The organism is Methylobacterium sp. Leaf104 (genome assembly GCF_001422885.1).
In the GTDB taxonomy this organism is placed as follows: Bacteria; Pseudomonadota; Alphaproteobacteria; order Rhizobiales; family Beijerinckiaceae; genus Methylobacterium.
Window position 1 is genome coordinate 81581 of the sequence record NZ_LMMZ01000039.1, and the last position, 16435, is coordinate 98015.

The window sequence follows — 16435 nt, forward strand, 5'->3', positions numbered from 1 at the left end:
CTCAGGCCGCGGCTTCGACCCGCGGACGCACGAGACGGTCGAGGAAGTTGCCGATCTCCGCGCGCCGGCGCGCCGGCTCCAGCAGTTCGGCCCCGAGCCGGTGGCGGGCAATCAGGTCCCGCTGCCCCTCCGGGTCCGCGTGGATGCGGCAGAGATCGGCGGCATAGGCCTCCACCGCCGCGTGATCCGGCAGCGCGCCGGCCTCCACCACGTCGTCGGCGCTGAGGCGCAGCATCGCCGCGAGGGCGTCGAGGTCGAGTTCCGGGTGATACTGCGTGCCCCAGAAAACGCCCGCGCCGTGCCGGATCTCGATCGCCTGGACCGACAGGACCCCGTTGCCGGCCAGGACGGTGGCGTGAGCCGGCGGGGTGATGACGGCGTCGAGATGCATGGCCGGCGCGTCGAAGCGCTCGTCCCGTCCCGCGAGGAGCGGGTGCGCCCGGCCGGCCTCGGTCCGCACGAGGTCGCGGGAGAACCCGTATTCCGGCCCCTTCGGATTGCGGGCCGCGTGGCCGCCCGCCACGACCGCGGCGACCTGGACGCCCCAGCAGGAGCCGAACACGGGAAGCCCGGCACCGAGCGCCTCGGCCACGAGACCGATCTGGCGCCGAACTGCCGCGGATTCGTCGCAGACGTGAAGTGCCGAGCCCGTGAGGACGAGGGCGTCGAAGCCGGCGAGCGTCATGCCGGGAGGCAGTGCGGCATCGGCGTCGGCCGGGTTGATCAGGGTGCAGGCGACCCCGGCCGAGATCTGGCGCAGGACCTCCGCGTAGGCTTCCGCCGAGGTGACGCCGGTGGCCGAAACGTGATCGGCCCGTCCCGACCGGTCGTTCCCATCGGCCACGAGGAGGTGCAGCATCTGTGCGGTCCCATCCGGCCCGGAGCCGGTCAAAGGGACTGGGAACGATCCCTGCTTCCCCTCGTTCCCGTCAGGCTGGACGCCGGATCGCCGCATGGCGGCTCCGTGTCGATTCGCACCGTGAGATCACGACCGGAGGCTCCGATGGCCACGCGACGTCCCGCGACCGCCCCACGCGAACGCGCGTTCTCCCGGCGCTCGCCCCTGAGCCTCGCTCTCGCCGGTCTGGCGCTCGGCCTCGGTTCGGCACCCGCCGCCGCGCAGTACATGGCCCTGACCGCCCCCGCCCCCGCCCCCCGGCCGGCCTCGCCGGAGGCGCCGAAGCCGGTGGCGCCGACGGCCCGGCCGGTCGAGCATGCCTTCAACGGACAGTTGCCGAACCAGCGTACGGGTCTCGGACGCCAGCGCGTGGTGCGCGACATCTGTATCGGCTGCGACCGCTGATCCCCATGCGGGCTCGGCCGGCGATCAGGCCTCCTCCCGGACCCCGCGCGTGATCGCCTCCACCATGCCCTGGGACAGGCGCACGAACTGGCCGGTGCCGTGTCCACGCGCGTCGAGGAGTTCGGCGAAGACAGGCTTGGCCGGCTCGTAGGCGAGCGCATCCCGGGCGCGCGGCTTGCGGCGCTTCTCCCGCAGGCGGTCGGCGAGGGCGGCAGGAACGAACGGATCGCGCAAGTCCGGCATGCTCCTCTCGACGGCCTCGCGCGGCGGACCCGCGCGGCGAGGTCCGGGCTTAGGACCACGCTGGTTGCCGGATGCTTAAGGCGCGCGGCCGGCGACCTTCCCGGACGCCCTCTCGCGGAACCCTATTCCGCCGGCCGAGGTTTGGTTTGCCGAATAGGGAGAAAACTTGATGTCTGACAGCGTGTTGGCCACCGTGACCGTTCCGTCTCTCAGGGCCGCCCGCGTGGCGCGGGATCGCCTGTCGCGCGCCGGCTTCGCGCGCAACAGCGTCGAGATCGATCGCCTGGACGACGACGCCTTCGCGGTGTCGATCGCGACCCGGCCGGAGAACCACGACCGTGCCGAGCACATCCTGAGCGGCTCGCCGCTGGGCAGCGACCTGCGCGCGGCGGGGCAGGCTGCAGCGAGCCGCTTCCAGGACAATCGCGGCCTCGCCCTCGGCCTCGCGGCGCTGGCGGGCTTCGCCCTGTTCGGCCTGATGCGGCGCGACTAGAACGGTCCAGGGACCCCTCGCTCCGGCGGCCCGGCCGGCGGAGCCGATCGGAGCGATGCGTGGCGAGCCGTTACGGGCTGGAGATCCGGGCGGCGACTGGCGGCGACGCGACGGGCCTCGCCGAACTTCTGCGGTCCTGCGGCCATCCCGTCGCCGCCGAGGCCCTGGCCGAGCGGATCGAGGCCCTTCGGCAGGGCGCGGGTGCCGCGCTCGTCGCCATCGAGTGGGGGCCGCCGAGCGGCCTCGTCGTCGTCCATTGGTATCCATCCCTGGCCGCCAGCCTGGCGACGGCACAGATCACCACGCTGCTGGTCGATCCCGATGCACGACGGCGCGGCATCGGCCGCCTCCTCCTGAAGGCGGCGTCGCAGGCGGCGCGCTCGGCGGGGTGCGGCGACATCCAGCTGCTCGCCGGCCCTCGGCAGGCGGACCTGCAGGCCTTCGGCGCCGCCACCGGCTTCACCGACCAGGGCGTCCTCTCGGTCAGGCCCCTGCGCAAGAAGGGGTGAGCGGGCCGGACCATCGCGCGTCAGGTCGTTCCGGCACATCCGTCCTGCCCGGCGGCCGCCTGAACATTCGGTGCACGAACCGCGGAGGCCGTCGAATTTCCCCTGATTTCTCAAGGCTTTGAAAAATCATCCGGTTAACACCCCTTAAACCCGCCGCATTTACCGTGCGCAAGCAGGGACGCTCGAATCGCGAACGAACCTTGGGGCAGACGGAACGCATGGCGAAGGGACGCGCAGGCGGAGGCAGGGGAGAGCCGAACTTCGACGTGCCCGAGGGCCGCGTCGGAGACCCGGCCGACCTCGACCTGCGGCTCTCGCGATCGGATCGCGCGGGAGGCGGCGTGGCGCGAGGCGAGTCAGGTTCGAAGGGCGGCCGCGGCGCGAAGGGCCGCGCATCCGCCGCACCGCCCGCCCGGGCGCTGCGCAAGGCGCCCCGGCGCGCCCGCCGCTCGATCCTCGGGCGGCTCGCCTACGGCGTGCTCGTCCTCGGCCTCTGGGGCGTGATCGGCATCGCGGGGCTCGTGGCCTACCACGCCTCGCAGCTGCCGCCGATCGACCAGCTCGCGGTGCCCAAGCGGCCCCCCAACATCGCGATCCTGGCGAGCGACGGCTCACTCCTGGCCAATCGCGGAGAGACCGGCGGCCGGGTCGTCAGCATCAGGGAACTGCCGCCCTACCTGCCGCGCGCCTTCGTGGCGATCGAGGACCGGCGCTTCTACAGCCATTTCGGCGTCGACCCCGTGGGCATCGCCCGCGCGGTCGCCCAGAACGTGACCCGGCGCGGCGTCTCCCAGGGCGGCTCGACCCTGACCCAGCAGCTCGCCAAGAACCTGTTCCTGACCCCGGAGCGCTCGGCCTCGCGCAAGATCCAGGAGGCGATCCTCGCCCTGTGGCTCGAGCACAAGTACAGCAAGGACGAGATCCTCGAGCTCTACCTGAACCGCGTCTACTTCGGCGCCGGCGCCTACGGCGTCGAGGCCGCGGCCCAGCGCTATTTCGGCAAGCCGGCGAAAGCCGTGACCCTGGCGGAGGCCGCGATGCTCGGCGGCCTCGTCCAGGCGCCCTCGCGCCTGGCGCCGAACCGCAACCTGCCCGCGGCCCAGGCCCGCGCCGCCCAGGTGCTCGCCGCCATGGAGGAGCTGGGCTTCGCCAAGCCGGCCGACGCGAAGCTGGCCCTGGCGACCCCGGCACGGCCGGCGAGCGTGCGCGGCGGCGGCTCGGCGAACTACGTCGCCGACCTCGTGATGGACGTGCTGGACGATTTCCTGCCGAAGTTCGAGAGCGACATCGTCATCGCGACCACCGTCGATACCGGCCTCCAGGGCGCCGGCGAGAAGGCGCTCGTGGACGAACTGAACCAGAAGGGCGGCCGCTACAACGTCGCCCAGGGCGCCCTCGTCTCGATGAAGCCGGACGGAGCGATCCGCGCCCTGGTGGGCGGGCGCGACTACGCCCAGAGCCAGTTCAACCGTGCCACCACGGCCAAGCGCCAGCCCGGTTCGTCGTTCAAGCCCTTCGTCTACCTCGCGGCGGTCGAGCACGGCCTGACTCCCGACACGGTGCGGGACGACGCGCCGATCAGCATCAAGGGCTGGAACCCGGAGAACTATTCCCGCGACTACCGGGGACCCGTGACCCTGCGCGACGCCCTCGCGCTCTCCCTCAACACCGTGGCGGTCCGCCTCGGCCAGGAGGTCGGTCCGAAGACCGTGGTGCAGACGGCCCAGCGCCTCGGCATCTCCTCCCCGCTCCAGGCCAACGGCTCGATCGCGCTCGGCACCTCCGAGGTGACGCCCCTGGAGATGGTGGGCGCCTACGCGGCCTTCGCCAACGGCGGCACGGGGGTGATCCCCTATATCATCGCCAGCGTGAAGAGCGCCGACGGCAAGGTGCTCTACAAGCGCAAGGACGGCGGCCTCGGCCGCGTCATCGACGCCAACGCGGTCTCGATGATGAACGCGATGATGCACGAGACCTTCGTCACCGGCACCGCCAAGAAGGCGGAGGTTCCGGGCTGGGATCTCGCCGGCAAGACCGGCACCAGCCAGGATTTCCGCGATGCCTGGTTCATCGGCTATTCGGCCACCCTGGTCACCGGAATCTGGCTCGGCAACGATGACGGCGAGCCGACGAAGAAGGTCTCGGGCGGCAACCTGCCGGGCGAGATCTGGAAGGCCTACATGACCGTGGCGCTCAAGGGGCATAGCCCGGCGATGCTGCCCGGCGCCAACCGCTGGCGAAATCGCGGCCCGTCCGAGCCGGCCGTCACCAGCAGCACTCCGGGTGGCCTGATCGGTGCCCTCCTCGGCGAGCCGCAGGCCGCCGCCCCGCCGCGCCCGGCCGCCCGCCACGCGGATGCGAGCCGCGGTCCGAGCCAGGATGACCGCAACTTCCTCGAGAAGCTGTTCGGGGTCGGCGAGTAGCCCCCGCGCCTCCTCCGATCAGGCGTCCGCTCCCCAGCGCAGGCCGTGCTGCGCCCGGAAGGCGGCCAGCCTCGGGACGGAAGCCTTCGCATCGGCGAGACCCACGTAGCCGTCGGGGCGCACGAGGTAGAGGGCATCCCGGGCCAGGCCTCCCCGCTCGGCCTCGGGGCTCCAGGCGAGGACGCGCAGGGGCAGGCCCGCCTGCGCGCACCAGCGCGCGAGGTCCGGCGCTGCCGTCCCGTGAACCCGCACCTGCCATTCCGGGGCGACATCGTCCGCACTCGGCAGCCAGGGCAACCGCTCTCCTCCCTGGACCCGTCCCGCACGACCCGCGCTGAGGGCGCTGTGCCGGTAGGCCAACCCGATCTGCGAGATCGTGCGGAACAGGAAGCGCCGGAGGGCCGGAAAGCCGGCGATGCGGGGCGCCAGCCAGGGTGCGAGCCATGTCCGCCAGAGCTGCGCCGACGCGTTCTCCGAGGTCGCCAGGGTGAACACCCGGTCCGTCGTCGCCACGAGGCGGCGGGCGAAGCCGATCCGTTCGGTCTCGTAGGTGTCGAGCAGGGCGTCGCCGGCCCGTCCCCGCAGGCAGGCGGCGAGCTTCCAGCCGAGGTTCATCGCGTCGCCGATCCCGGTGTTCATGCCCTGCCCGCCGGCCGGGCTGTGAATATGCCCGGCATCCCCGAGCAGGAAGACGCGCCCGTCCCGGAAGCGGTCGGCGACCCGGTGATGCACCCGGTAGGTCGAGAACCAGTTCACCGTCCGCGGCGCGATTTGCAGGCCCTCCAGCGCCGTGGCCGCGATGTCGTCGAAGGTCAGGCTCTCGCGGCGGCCGGGGTGCTCGTCGAGCACGGTCCCGACGAGGCGCGCCCGCCCGCGCTCCGCCAGGGGGAAGACGGCGAGGAAATCGGCGGCTCCTCCGAGGTTGAGATGGATCTCGCCGTCGATGGTGGGACCGTCCGCGGCGATGTCGGCGACGTAGAAGAATCGGTCGTAAGTTCCGCCGGGAAAGCCGATCCCCAGGGTCTCGCGTACCGTGGAGCGGGCGCCGTCGCACCCGGCCAGGTAGGCGGCAGCGACCTGCTCCTGCGCGCCGTCGAGCGCGCGCAGGGTGGCGACGACGCATGTCCTGTCCCGCGTGAACCCGACGAGCTCGGTGCGTCGCTCGACCTGGACCCCCGCCGCCGTGAGCCGATCGATGAGGAGGCGCTCGTGCGCGTCCTGCGGGTAGATCAGCAGGAAGGGATAGGGGGTGGGATTCCGCGGGTCGGCCGCGAACGCCACGCGGGCGCGCTTCGTGCCGGCGGTCCAGATGTTGACGGCGTGCACGGGGTGCCCGGCCTCGACGACCGCGTCGGCGAGGTCGAGCAGGCGGTAGAGCTCGAGGGTGCGCGCCTGGATGCCGAGCGCCCGGGAGGTGGTGCCGGGCCCTTCCGTCCGGTCGATGATCCGGACGCGGATTCCGAGCCGCGTCAGCCACAGGGCGAGGACCAGGCCCGTCGGGCCGGCGCCGACGATCAGGACTTCCGTGCGTTGCATGGATCGTCACGCCGACCCGGAGCGCCGGGCGCGGCCCGGCTTTCGGGCGCATCGTAGCACCGCACCGGGGGGCGGCCGCAACCCGGCCCGGCGGCCCCAAACCGCCCGGAACCGCTGTCTACCAATACAGCTGAAACCGCCCGATAAAGGTGTCCGCGTCGATGGTGCGGCCACCCTGCACCGCCGAGGGGCTGGTGTGGGAGCGGACATAGTCGGCGACCACCCGGATGTTGCGGTCTGGGTACCAGTTCAGTCCGACCGTGACGTCGCGCTCGATGCCGCCGCGGATGCCGGCATCGTCGAGGTCGATGGCGCTGAAGCGGGTGCCGAGTTCGAACACGCCGATCCCGCCCCGCGAGACCCGGTCGGCCTCCGCCACCTGCACGCCGGAGAAGGTCGCGTAGGTGGCGCCGTAATCGGGGGCGAGCTTGTAGGCCCGGCCCTTGCCGTTGAGGATGACGCTGGCCTGGATGTAGCCGCCCTGGAAGCCGACGGTCCGGGCGCCGCCGGTGCGCTCCACCGCGGTGCGGATGTACTCGGCCTGGACCAGGAACGGCCCGTCGCGATAGGCGGCCTCCAGGCCGATGCGGCCGACGCGCGCGGCGTCGCGGATGTCGCCGGTATCGACGAAGTTGCGCTGGTACAGGAAGGCCTCGGACCGGCTCGACAGCGACAATCCCTGACCGTCGCGAGGCAGATCGCGGACGCTCCCGGCGAGGCCGAGATGCAGCACGCGGTCGTCCTCGCGGATCGGCGCGTAGGTGGCGCGCCCGGTGGCGGCGACCCCCTCGCTGCCGATACCGGTGTTGGCGTTGCCGCCGAAGACGCTGGCGACCACGGTCCAGTCCTCCCCGTGGCGGCCGAGCGCGACACCGAGGTTGCGGGCGGGCGCGAAGGCGTCGGCGAGCGAGCGCTCGGTGAACAGGGTGGTGTTGTCGCCGGTCAACTGGTCGAGGCTGAAGGGCTCCTTCATGTTGCCCACCGTCAGGAGGGTGTTCTCCAGACCCGTATAGGCCGCGGCGGCATCGTTGATCGGCCGCATCGGGTCGGCGAAATCATACTGGAAGGCGAGTTCCAGGCTCTTGCCGAGGGTGAGGTAGCTCTCGATCCAGGCCCGGCGCACCGCGAAGTTGTCCGGAAAAGGCTCGGGAAAGCCGGCCTGCCGGATGGCGGCCGCCCCGTAATCGAGCTGCAGCTTGCCGCCGATGCGCAGCTTGGCGACGTCGGGGAAAGTCAGGGTGATGCCCTTCCCGTCGATCGTCAGCGTCTCGCCGTCGGGCTGCTCCGGGTTGCGCCGGTCGGGCCTGGCCTCCTCCGCCAGAACGGGCGCCCCGGCGGGCCAGCACAGGCCGAGAAACGCCGAACCGAGCACTGCCCGACGAAGGACCGCCGGACGAAGGATCGCCCGATCCCGCCATCGCGCCATCGCTCGCACTCCCTACCCGGTGACCGACGCGGACCGTCCGCGCTGGCTCGTCCCCGGCCATTGGCCACAACTTCGCCCGGGCCGCTACAGCATCGGCAGGCTGCGCGGGCGCGGGCCGCGCGGGAAGGCCGCTTCCAGGGCGGCGCAATCTTCCGGCGTCAGGGTGATCGCGCCCGCCGCCGCATTCTCCCGCGCCCGCTCCGGCCGCGCCGTCTTCGGGATCGTGAAGGTGCCCTCGTCGCGTGTCAGGAACGCGGCGGCGATGCCCCGCGCCGTCGTGCCGTGCGCCTCCGCGAGGCGGGAAAGCACCCGGCCTCCGGCGCTCCCGGCCTCGGGAAAATCGCCGCTGCCGAAGGGCGAGTAGCCGACCAGGGCGACGCCGTTGCGCCGGCACCAGGGCAGCACCGCGTGTTCGATGGCGCGCTCCTGCAGGTGGTAGAGCACCTGGTTGCAGGCGATCTGGCCCGGGCCGGCGATCGCCAGGGCGTCGTCGAGATCGGCGACGTCGAAGTTGCTCACGCCCCAGGACAGGATCTTGCCCGCCCGCTTCAGGGTGGAGAAGCCCGCGATGGTGTCCTCCAGCGGGTACCGGCCCGGCCAGTGCAGCAGGTAGGCGTCGAGATGGTCGGTGCCGAGGCGCTTGAGCGAGCGCTCGCAGGCCGCGACCACGCCCGTCCGGCTGGCATTGCCCGGCACCACCTTGGACACCAGGAACACCTCCGCGCGCCGGCCCGCGATGGCCTCGCCCACCAGGGGCTCGGCCTCGCCGTACATCTCGGCGGTGTCGACATGCGTCATGCCGGCATCGAGCCCCGCCCGCAGCGTCGCGACGGCCGTGGCGTGGTCCGCCTGGTCGAGGTGCCAGGTCCCCTGCCCGATGACGGGCACCGCGCGGTCCGCCGCGCCGAAAGTCCTGCTCCGCATTCGTCCCGCGCTCCTGTCCAGATGGTCCGAGGAGCCAACGCTTGGGAGCCACACCGGTCCCCGATCCGCTGGCCTGCGTCACCTTGGCCTTACTCGCGCCATCATGGGGCGGTGATGGGGACGTGGTCCGAAGCTCGGTGCGCCAAGGGGCTGCACCGACGTCGGGCCTTTCCCCGAAGGGGCCCATCCGTTGCGCAGCGCTGCACCCTCCCCCATTCCTGCCGGATCGCCGCCGCCGGCCCCCGCCGGGGCACCGCACGGGGGACGCCGCTGATGCTGCCGCAGCACCGCTGGTTCTGGCTCCTCATCCTCATCGCCTGCGGCGGAGCCGGCCTCCTCTACAACGTGCTGTTCGCCGGGGGCGCGACGCCCCTCGCCGGCCTGATCTACGGCCTGGCGGTGGGCGGGACGACGCTGGCCTTCGACCGGGGCATGATCCTCGGCGGTCTCCAGGCGCGGATGCGCCGGATGCCGGCGAAGTTCTACGTGCCGGCGGCCGAGTTCGCCTACGTGCTGATGATCGCGGCCGGCATCGCGCTCGGCGGGTTGCTGGTCTGGGCCCTCGGCCTGACCAACGACGATCTCAGCCACGCCGTGCGGATCACCCCGCGGGTGCTGGCCTACTGCCTCGCGGTCTCGGCGATGCTCGTCTTCGTCATCCGCATGCGCGACCTGATCGGCGGCGAGGTGTTCGTGAACTTCCTGGTCGGGCGCTACCACCAGCCCGTGCGCGAGGAGCGGATCTTCCTGTTCCTCGACGTCGTCGGCTCGACCGCCTTCGCCGAGACCCACGGCGACCTCAAGGCCCAGGCCTATCTCGGTGCGGTCTTCGCGGCTCTCGCCGAGCCGGTCCGGCGCAATGCCGGCTCCATCGACGACTATATCGGCGACATGGCGATGATCACCTGGCCGATGGCCCGCGGCCTCAAGGACGCGCGCTGCGTCGCCTGCGTGTTCGACGTGATGGACCGGCTCGAGGCGGAATCCGAGGCCTGGATGGCCCGGTTCGGCACCGTGCCGCGCCTGCGCGCCGCCCTGCACGGCGGCTCTATCGTGACGGCGGAAGTCGGCGTCGACCGGCACAAGATCGCGTATTTCGGCGATGCGGTGAACGTCACCGCGCGCATCGAATCCCTCTGCCGGCCCCTCGGCACCGAGATCCTCGTCTCCGACGACCTGCTGGCCCGGATCGCGCGCCTGCCCGAGGGCATCCGCGCCCGTTCCCTCGGCGCGCACGCCCTGCGGGGGCGCGGCCAACCCCTCAGCGTCTCGACCCTGGAGCGGGTCGGAGCGGAGGCGGTGGAGCCCGGCATCCCGCCGCAATCGGTGGCCGCCCAATGAGCGGGGACGCGGCATCCCGGGCCATCGCCGTCTTTATCGACGCGGATGCCTGCCCGGTGAAGGACGAGACCTACCGCGTCGCCGGACGCTACGGTCTCCATGTCTACGTGGTCGCCAACAGCTTCCTGGCCCTGCCGCGCGAGCCCTGGATCGAACGGGTGGTGGTGAGCGACGGGTTCGATGCCGCCGACGACTGGATCGCCGAGCGGGCGCGGCCGGGCGCCATCGTCGTCACGGCCGACGTGCCCCTCGCCAGCCGCTGCGTGAAGGCGGGGGCGGAGGTGCTCGCGCCCACCGGCAAGCCGTTCAGCGAGAGCGGCATCGGCATGGCGCTGGCCACGCGCAACCTGATGCAGGACCTGCGCGAGGCCGGCGCGATCACCGGCGGGCCGAAACCCTTCTCGGCCCGCGACCGCTCCGCCTTCCTCGGTGCCCTCGACCGCACGGTCATGCGGTTGAAGCGAGGCGGGTTCGGCTAGGTCTCGGTCGCCGAACCGGTCGGGGTGCCCGCGTCGCGGCGAGGCGCTCCGCCTAGAGGCCGGCGGCGACCTTGAGCGCCGCGTTGATGCGGTCCTGCCAGCCGGGACCGTCCTTCTGGAAATGCTCGAGCACGGCGCGGTCGAGGCGCAGACTCACCATCTCGCGGGCGCCGGGCACGGCCGAAGCCGGAGATGCCGGGACGGCCGAGATCGGCTTGGCGGTCTCGACGGGCTTGGTGGTGGCGGCCTTGAAGGCCGCCTCGGCGGCCTGTCGCGGGTCGCTCGGTCGACGGGAGCGATCGAATGCCATGGCTTCTCCTCCGCCGGGCCGTCTCAGGAGCGCTTGCGCTTGGGCGCGGGCGGTGGGGCGGCGGCCTTCGCCTCGGCGTCGGCGGCCTCCTTGGCGAGGCGCAGGGCCCGCAGCTTCACCGTCCGCTCGTCCACGGCCTTCACCGAGGCGAGATGCTCGGCCATGGCCTGGGCGCCTTCCTTGGCCATCCGCTCGGCCCGCTCGGCACGCTCCTCGGATCGGGTCCGGGCGTCGGTCTCGTCGCTCATTGCATTCCTGTCCTTGAACCCTCCCGCACGCGCTCGGCGCGGCGTCGCAGATGCCCGTCGGCGCGGCCGCGGGGGCGGCCCGGGCGCCGGATTCCGGTGACCGATCAGGTCGTGACGCGCGCCGGACTAGACCGGGAGACGGCAATCGGGCGGCACGAGAGGCTGTCCACACACCCTTGACGCGGATCGGCTCCGGGCGGGATCGTCGGAGGTTTAGCACGCCGGGCGCCGAAAAGGCCAACGTTTCCCGGCGGCTGCAACCGCTTGTCCTCAAGCTTCGCGTTTTCGAATACGTAGGTGACGCTCAAAACACCGAGATCAGGACGATGCCGGCGACCATCAGGGCGGCACCGCCGAGGCGGGCGGGGCCGGCCTTGACCTGCCTCATGCCGACCCACCCGAAATGATCGAGGGCCACCGAGGTCAGGAGGTTGGCGGTGATGAGGAGCCCGTTGAAGGCGCCCGCCCCCACCTTGTCGACGAAGAGCAGGCCCCCGAACACCGCCACCGCTCCGGTGATGCCGGCGAGCGGCATCCACCAGCGCACGCCGGAGACGTCCTGGCGCGTGGGCAGCGGCGTCGGGCGTACGAGGAACACCAGCACGAACACGAACACGACGGGCAGGAAGGAGACGGTGGCGGCGAGCCAGGGGTTCACCAGGGCGCCGCGCAGCTGGGAGTTCCAGACGACGCCGACGGCCTGGAGGATGCCCGCCACCACGATGAAGGGGTAGAGCAGCTTCGGGTTGAGGCCGTGCCCGCCCTGCTTGTCTCCGCCCGTGTCGGCGGTGGTGCGGGCGATGAAGAACACGCCGACGGCCATCAGCAGCCCGCCGAGCCAGGGCATGAACTTGAAGCCGCCGCCCTGCAGGCCGAACAGACCGAAGGAATCCATGGCGAGCGAGGCCAGGATGTTGGCCGTGAGCGTCAGTCCGTTGAAGGGCCCCGCGCCGACCTTGTCGATGAAGGCGAGCCCGCCGAACACCGCCACCGCGCCGGCGACGCCCCCGAGGGGCGCGTACCAGGGCATCTTGCCGAGGGTCTCCAGGGTGGGGAGCGGCGTCGGCATGACGAGGAACAGCGTGGCGAACACGAAGACGATCGGCAGGAACGAGACCGAGGCGGCGAGCCAGGGGTTCACGAGCCGGCCGCGCAGCTGCGCGTTCATCGAATTGCCCAGCGCCTGCAGGACGCCCGCGACGAGGATGAAGGGATAGAGCAGTGCGGCGTTCACGGGGGACCTGGGGCTAGGGACTTCGGGCTGAAGACGCGACGGATCAGACGAGGAGAAGGCCGGCGAGCGCCAGCAGGAGGGCCGGCGGCATGACGAGGAGGCCCAGCTTGAGGAAGCGCCAGAAGCCGACGTCCTGGCCCTCGCGCCGGATCGCGGTCAGCCACAGGATGGTGGCGAGCGAGCCCGTCACCGACAGGTTCGGGCCGATATCGACGCCGATGAGCACGGCGCCGGCCACCTTGTCGGGCACGTGGGCGGTCTGCACGGCAGCGCCCGCGATGAGGCCGGCCGGCAGGTTGTTGACGAGGTTGCAGAGCACCGCGATCAGGCTGCCGGCGCCCCAGGCGGTCTCGACGGGCGAGGCGGACGCGGCCCGCTTGAGGGCGTCGGCGATCATCCGCAGGACGCCGGTCTTCTCCAGCGCCTCGACCAGCACGAACAGGCCGGCCACCAGCGGCAGCACGCTCCAGGAGACGTCCTTGGCGACCTCGACGAGGCCGCCCCGCTTCATCAGCAGGACGGCGGCCGTGGTGAGTCCGCCGGCCACGAAGGTCGGCAGGCCGAGGTCGAGTCCCAACGCGGAGGCGCCGATAAGCACGCCGCCGGTGGCCACGATGCCGAGGCCGGCGACCAGCCCGGTCCGCGACAGGCGAGACGCCTCGACGTCGGTGGCGACCTGCTGGTCGCGCAGCACGGCGTTCTGGGTCAGGCGCAAGGTCGCGTAGGTGGCGACGATGGCCAGCGCGGAGGGCAGCCCGAACATGGCCAGCCACTGGGTCAGCGGCGGCATGTGCTCGGCGAAGACCACGAGGTTGGCCGGGTTGGAGATCGGCAGCACGAAGCTCGCCGCGTTGGCGATGAAGGCGCAGATCAGGAGATAGGGCAGCGGGTTCTCGACCCTGGCGGCCTTGGTGGCGGCGTAGACGGCCGGGGTGAGCACCACCGCGCAGGCATCGTTGGACAGGAACACCGTCACCACCGTGCCCACCCCGTAGATCAGGGTGAACAGGCGGGTGGCCGAGCCCTTGGCCGCCCGCACCGCGATGCCGGCGAGCCAGTCGAACAGGCCTTCCTTCCGCGCCACCTCGGACATCAGCATCATGCCGACGAGAAAGAGGTAGACGTCCGTTCCCTTGAGGACGCCCTCCCAGGCGGTCCCGGCCGGCAACAGGCCGAACACCACGAGGGCGGCGGCGCCGAGCACGGCCCAGATCGCCTCCGGCCAGGAGAAGGGACGGGTGATCACCCCCAGGGTGGCGACGGCGGCGATCACCCATGTGACGAGGTTCGGGGTCAGCGTCAGCGCACCCATGGGGCTCGAAGTCCTTGATCGGGAAGGAAGGTCAGGCGTGGCGAGCTTGACGCCTCACCAGTGGCGCCCATTGCGGTTCGGGCCGAGCTGAGTACCGAGGATGCCCCGGTCGGCCCACGCGCCGACGGAATCGGCGTCGCTGCCCAACCCCCTGGAGGTGACCAGCGCGCCGGCATCGCCGGCCGGCTCGATCCGATCCTCGCCGACCCCGCCCTCGGCGTCCTGCGCCCGGACCGTGAGGCGCCCGGCGCCGGCCGGCCAATCGACGGTGGCGCGGAAGCGGCGCTCGCCCTCGGCGCGCCGCATCGGACGCCAGGGACCGCCGTCGATGCTGAATTCACAGACCGCGATCCTTCCTGCGCCGAGCACCAGGGCGCGGATCTCGGTGCTGCCCGAGACGATATGATCCTCGGCATGGGCGAGGCGCCGGTCGGCCGGCGCGGTGATCACCACGAAGGGCCAGCTCTGCGCCAGCTCCTTGAAGCGCCAGCTCACCACGCCCCGGTCGATCGCCGCGATGGTGTAGCCGACCGGCCCTTCCTCGATCTGACCCGTCGAGCGGGTGGCCGCGTAGATGGTCCGGCCGTCATTGGCGAGTTCGTTGTAGTGGGTGTGCCCCATCTCGACGAGGCGGATGCGCGAGCCGTGCACGAGCTCGGCGACCGTCGCGGCCTCGCCGTCCCCCTTCAGGTCGGCGGGGTAGCTGTGCATGAACAGGGCGCAGTCCTGCCCCTGCGCCTCGGCCGCATCGACCTCGCGCCGGAGCCACGCGACCTGCTCGGCGCCGAGGCGGAAGTCGGGCCCGCCGGAGCCCGGCCCGCACATGTCGAGGAACAGGCAGCGGGTGCCGGACACCGTGACCGCGTAGGGCAGGCGCGGCGCGCCGAGGCCCTCGTAGAACGCCTCGAGGCTGCCGCCCTCCATGTCGTGGTCGCCGGTGATGACATGGACCGGCCGGCGCAGGCGTTCGAGCTCCGCGCGCACCAGGCCGTATTGCTCGGCCGTGCCGTTATCGGCGTTGTCGCCGGGCACGTAGACGAAATCGAGCCCGTCCACGGCGTTGATCTGGTCCACGATGGCGTGGACGTCGCGGGCATTGTCGGCGCCCGCGGTGGTGAGGTGCAGGTCGCCGATATGGGCGAAGGCGAGGATGTCGTCGCTGGCGCTCATGCCGGTCAGGCCGCCGCCACGGGGACCGGCGTCAGGCCGCCGTCATCGGCGCCCGAGCGGCCGGGCTCGAAGCCCCGCGTCTCCGGCATCGCGAAGAGGTAGAGGGCGAAGCCCAGGCCCGCGATCGCCGCCAGCGACAGGAAGGCGGTGGAATATCCCGCCGAGACGATGATCACGCCCGCGAGCGTCGCGCTCAGCGCCGCGCCCAGGCTCTGGGCCGTGGCGACCGCGCCCTGCGAGACGTTGAAGCGGCCGGTGCCCCGGGTCAGGTCGGCGACGATCACCGGGAAGAGCGCGCCGTAGATGCCGGCGCCGATCCCATCGAGGAGCTGGACGCCCACGAGGTAGAACGGGTTGTCGGACAGGGTGTAGAGCACGCCGCGGACCGCGAGCACGCCGAAGGCGGCGAGGAAGATCGGCTTGCGCCCGATCACGTCGGCCTTGGCGCCGACGAACACCGCCACCGGCACCATCACCAGCTGCGCGGCCACGATGCAGATCGCGATCAGCGAGGTGGCGTTGTCCTTGCCGGAGAGCTTCGTCAGCAGCTGCCCCACCGAGGTCAGCATGGCGGCGTTCGACAGGTGGAACAGGGCCGCCAGGACGGCGAAGAGCAGCAGGTACTTGTTCTTCAGGAGCGCGGTCAGGCCCGAAGGCTCCTCCTGTCCCTCGGTCCGGCTCTGTGCCTCGGTCTGGTCGAGACCGCGGGCGACGTCGTCGTCGATGGAATCGGCCGGCACCATCAGCATGGCGCCGACGCTGCAGACGGCCAGCAGCGCCATCAGCCAGAACACCACGATCGGTCCGAAGAAGTAGGCGGTGCCGCCCGCAATCGCCGCCGAGGCGGCGTTGCCGGCATGGTTGAAGCCCTCGTTGCGGCCGATGCGCTTGGCGAACATCTTCGGGCCGACGACACCGAGGGTGATGGCCGCCAGCGCCGGCGGGAAGATCGCCCCCGCGATGCCGGCCACCGACTGCGTGGCGGCCACCGCGTAGAAGTTCGAGATGAAGGGCAGGACGAGGCAGCTCACCGTCACCGCCACCGCCGCGGCGATCACGATGGCGCGCTTGGAATTGGTCCGGTCGATCAGCGCCCCGGCCGGCGTCTGGGCGATGAGGCCGGCGATGCCCGCGATGGTCATGATCAGGCCGGTCGTGGCCTCGTTCCAGCCCTGATCCGGGCCGCGCACGGCGATCAGGTAGATCGCCAGGTAGGGACCAAGGCCGTCGCGGACGTCCGCGAGGAAGAAGTTCAGGGCATCAAGGCCGCGCAGGGCGCGCGTCGAGGGATTTCGCATCGTGGTGGTGCGGGGAGAGAGCGGCTCGGCCATGAGGGGGCCCTTCCGGACGTTCGAGCAGGACGATGTGAGATCGGGCTCGCGGGGGACCGGACGCCCCGTCCCCCGGCAGCGGTGGCACAAGCGTGGGCGAAACTGATTGTTCCTCGGGCGGGATTAAAATCTACGTGATGACGTAAGTCGCTG

The 16435-nt window shown here is 71.7% G+C and carries 17 protein-coding genes; 6 read left to right on the forward strand and 11 right to left on the reverse strand.

What is annotated here, in order from left to right; genetic code table 11:
* Position 1: 1 nt before the first annotated feature.
* Positions 2–859, reverse strand: coding sequence for a glutamine amidotransferase-related protein (locus ASF49_RS20075; RefSeq protein WP_056477326.1), 858 nt, complete (start codon positions 857–859; stop codon positions 2–4).
* Positions 860–1003: 144 nt separating this feature from the next.
* Between ASF49_RS20075 and ASF49_RS20080 the strand changes: the two genes are divergently transcribed.
* Entirely contained in the window at positions 1004–1303 is a 300-nt protein-coding gene (locus ASF49_RS20080) for a hypothetical protein (protein ID WP_056477329.1), read from the forward strand.
* A 24-nt stretch (positions 1304–1327) separates the two neighbouring features.
* Here the strand turns inward: ASF49_RS20080 and ASF49_RS20085 are convergent, their stop codons facing one another.
* Positions 1328–1546 (reverse strand): hypothetical protein, encoded by a 219-nt coding sequence (locus ASF49_RS20085; RefSeq protein WP_056477332.1) that lies wholly within the window; start codon positions 1544–1546, stop codon positions 1328–1330.
* Positions 1547–1715: 169 nt separating this feature from the next.
* Between ASF49_RS20085 and ASF49_RS20090 the strand changes: the two genes are divergently transcribed.
* The 3 genes from ASF49_RS20090 to ASF49_RS20100 all read left to right on the forward strand — a co-directional run bounded on the left by ASF49_RS20090 (position 1716) and on the right by ASF49_RS20100 (position 4971).
* Positions 1716–2039 carry a hypothetical protein gene (locus ASF49_RS20090; protein ID WP_056477334.1) on the forward strand — a complete coding sequence of 108 codons (324 nt, stop codon included), beginning with the start codon at positions 1716–1718 and terminating at the stop codon, positions 2037–2039.
* 59 nt (positions 2040–2098) lie between these two features.
* Positions 2099–2548, forward strand: a complete 450-nt coding sequence (locus ASF49_RS20095) for a GNAT family N-acetyltransferase (protein WP_056477337.1) — start codon at positions 2099–2101, stop codon at positions 2546–2548.
* Positions 2549–2766: 218 nt separating this feature from the next.
* On the forward strand, positions 2767–4971 hold the full coding sequence (locus ASF49_RS20100) for a transglycosylase domain-containing protein (RefSeq protein WP_056477340.1): 2205 nt from the start codon (positions 2767–2769) through the stop codon (positions 4969–4971).
* A gap of 18 nt (positions 4972–4989) precedes the next feature.
* On the opposite strand, the gene ASF49_RS20105 is transcribed toward ASF49_RS20100, so the two are convergent.
* From ASF49_RS20105 to ASF49_RS20115, 3 genes are all read right to left on the reverse strand, one after another.
* On the reverse strand, positions 4990–6507 hold the full coding sequence (locus tag ASF49_RS20105; protein WP_056477343.1) for an FAD-dependent oxidoreductase: 1518 nt from the start codon (positions 6505–6507) through the stop codon (positions 4990–4992).
* 118 nt (positions 6508–6625) lie between these two features.
* Positions 6626–7933: an OprO/OprP family phosphate-selective porin gene (locus ASF49_RS20110; RefSeq protein ID WP_082511441.1), complete on the reverse strand. Its 1308-nt coding sequence runs from the start codon at positions 7931–7933 to the stop codon at positions 6626–6628.
* Positions 7934–8017: 84 nt separating this feature from the next.
* Positions 8018–8857 (reverse strand): aldo/keto reductase, encoded by an 840-nt coding sequence (locus ASF49_RS20115; protein ID WP_056477346.1) that lies wholly within the window; start codon positions 8855–8857, stop codon positions 8018–8020.
* Positions 8858–9130: 273 nt separating this feature from the next.
* Between ASF49_RS20115 and ASF49_RS20120 the strand changes: the two genes are divergently transcribed.
* Positions 9131–10198: an adenylate/guanylate cyclase domain-containing protein gene (locus tag ASF49_RS20120; protein ID WP_056477349.1), complete on the forward strand. Its 1068-nt coding sequence runs from the start codon at positions 9131–9133 to the stop codon at positions 10196–10198.
* Positions 10195–10677 carry a YaiI/YqxD family protein gene (locus tag ASF49_RS20125; RefSeq protein ID WP_056477352.1) on the forward strand — a complete coding sequence of 161 codons (483 nt, stop codon included), beginning with the start codon at positions 10195–10197 and terminating at the stop codon, positions 10675–10677. Before ASF49_RS20120 ends, ASF49_RS20125 begins: the two co-directional genes overlap by 4 nt.
* Positions 10678–10729: 52 nt before the next feature.
* Here the strand turns inward: ASF49_RS20125 and ASF49_RS20130 are convergent, their stop codons facing one another.
* The 6 genes from ASF49_RS20130 to ASF49_RS20155 all read right to left on the reverse strand — a co-directional run bounded on the left by ASF49_RS20130 (position 10730) and on the right by ASF49_RS20155 (position 16282).
* A complete protein-coding gene (locus ASF49_RS20130; protein WP_056477355.1) occupies positions 10730–10987 on the reverse strand; it encodes a BrnA antitoxin family protein in 258 nt (85 codons plus the stop codon).
* Positions 10988–11010: 23 nt separating this feature from the next.
* Positions 11011–11235: a hypothetical protein gene (locus ASF49_RS20135; RefSeq protein ID WP_055956977.1), complete on the reverse strand. Its 225-nt coding sequence runs from the start codon at positions 11233–11235 to the stop codon at positions 11011–11013.
* 304 nt (positions 11236–11539) lie between these two features.
* Positions 11540–12469: a DMT family transporter gene (locus ASF49_RS20140; protein ID WP_056477358.1), complete on the reverse strand. Its 930-nt coding sequence runs from the start codon at positions 12467–12469 to the stop codon at positions 11540–11542.
* A gap of 43 nt (positions 12470–12512) precedes the next feature.
* A complete protein-coding gene (locus ASF49_RS20145; RefSeq protein ID WP_056477361.1) occupies positions 12513–13781 on the reverse strand; it encodes an arsenic transporter in 1269 nt (422 codons plus the stop codon).
* A gap of 54 nt (positions 13782–13835) precedes the next feature.
* A complete protein-coding gene (locus tag ASF49_RS20150; protein ID WP_056477364.1) occupies positions 13836–14951 on the reverse strand; it encodes a metallophosphoesterase family protein in 1116 nt (371 codons plus the stop codon).
* Positions 14952–14956: 5 nt separating this feature from the next.
* Positions 14957–16282 (reverse strand): MFS transporter, encoded by a 1326-nt coding sequence (locus tag ASF49_RS20155; protein ID WP_056477367.1) that lies wholly within the window; start codon positions 16280–16282, stop codon positions 14957–14959.
* Positions 16283–16435: the final 153 nt, after the last annotated feature.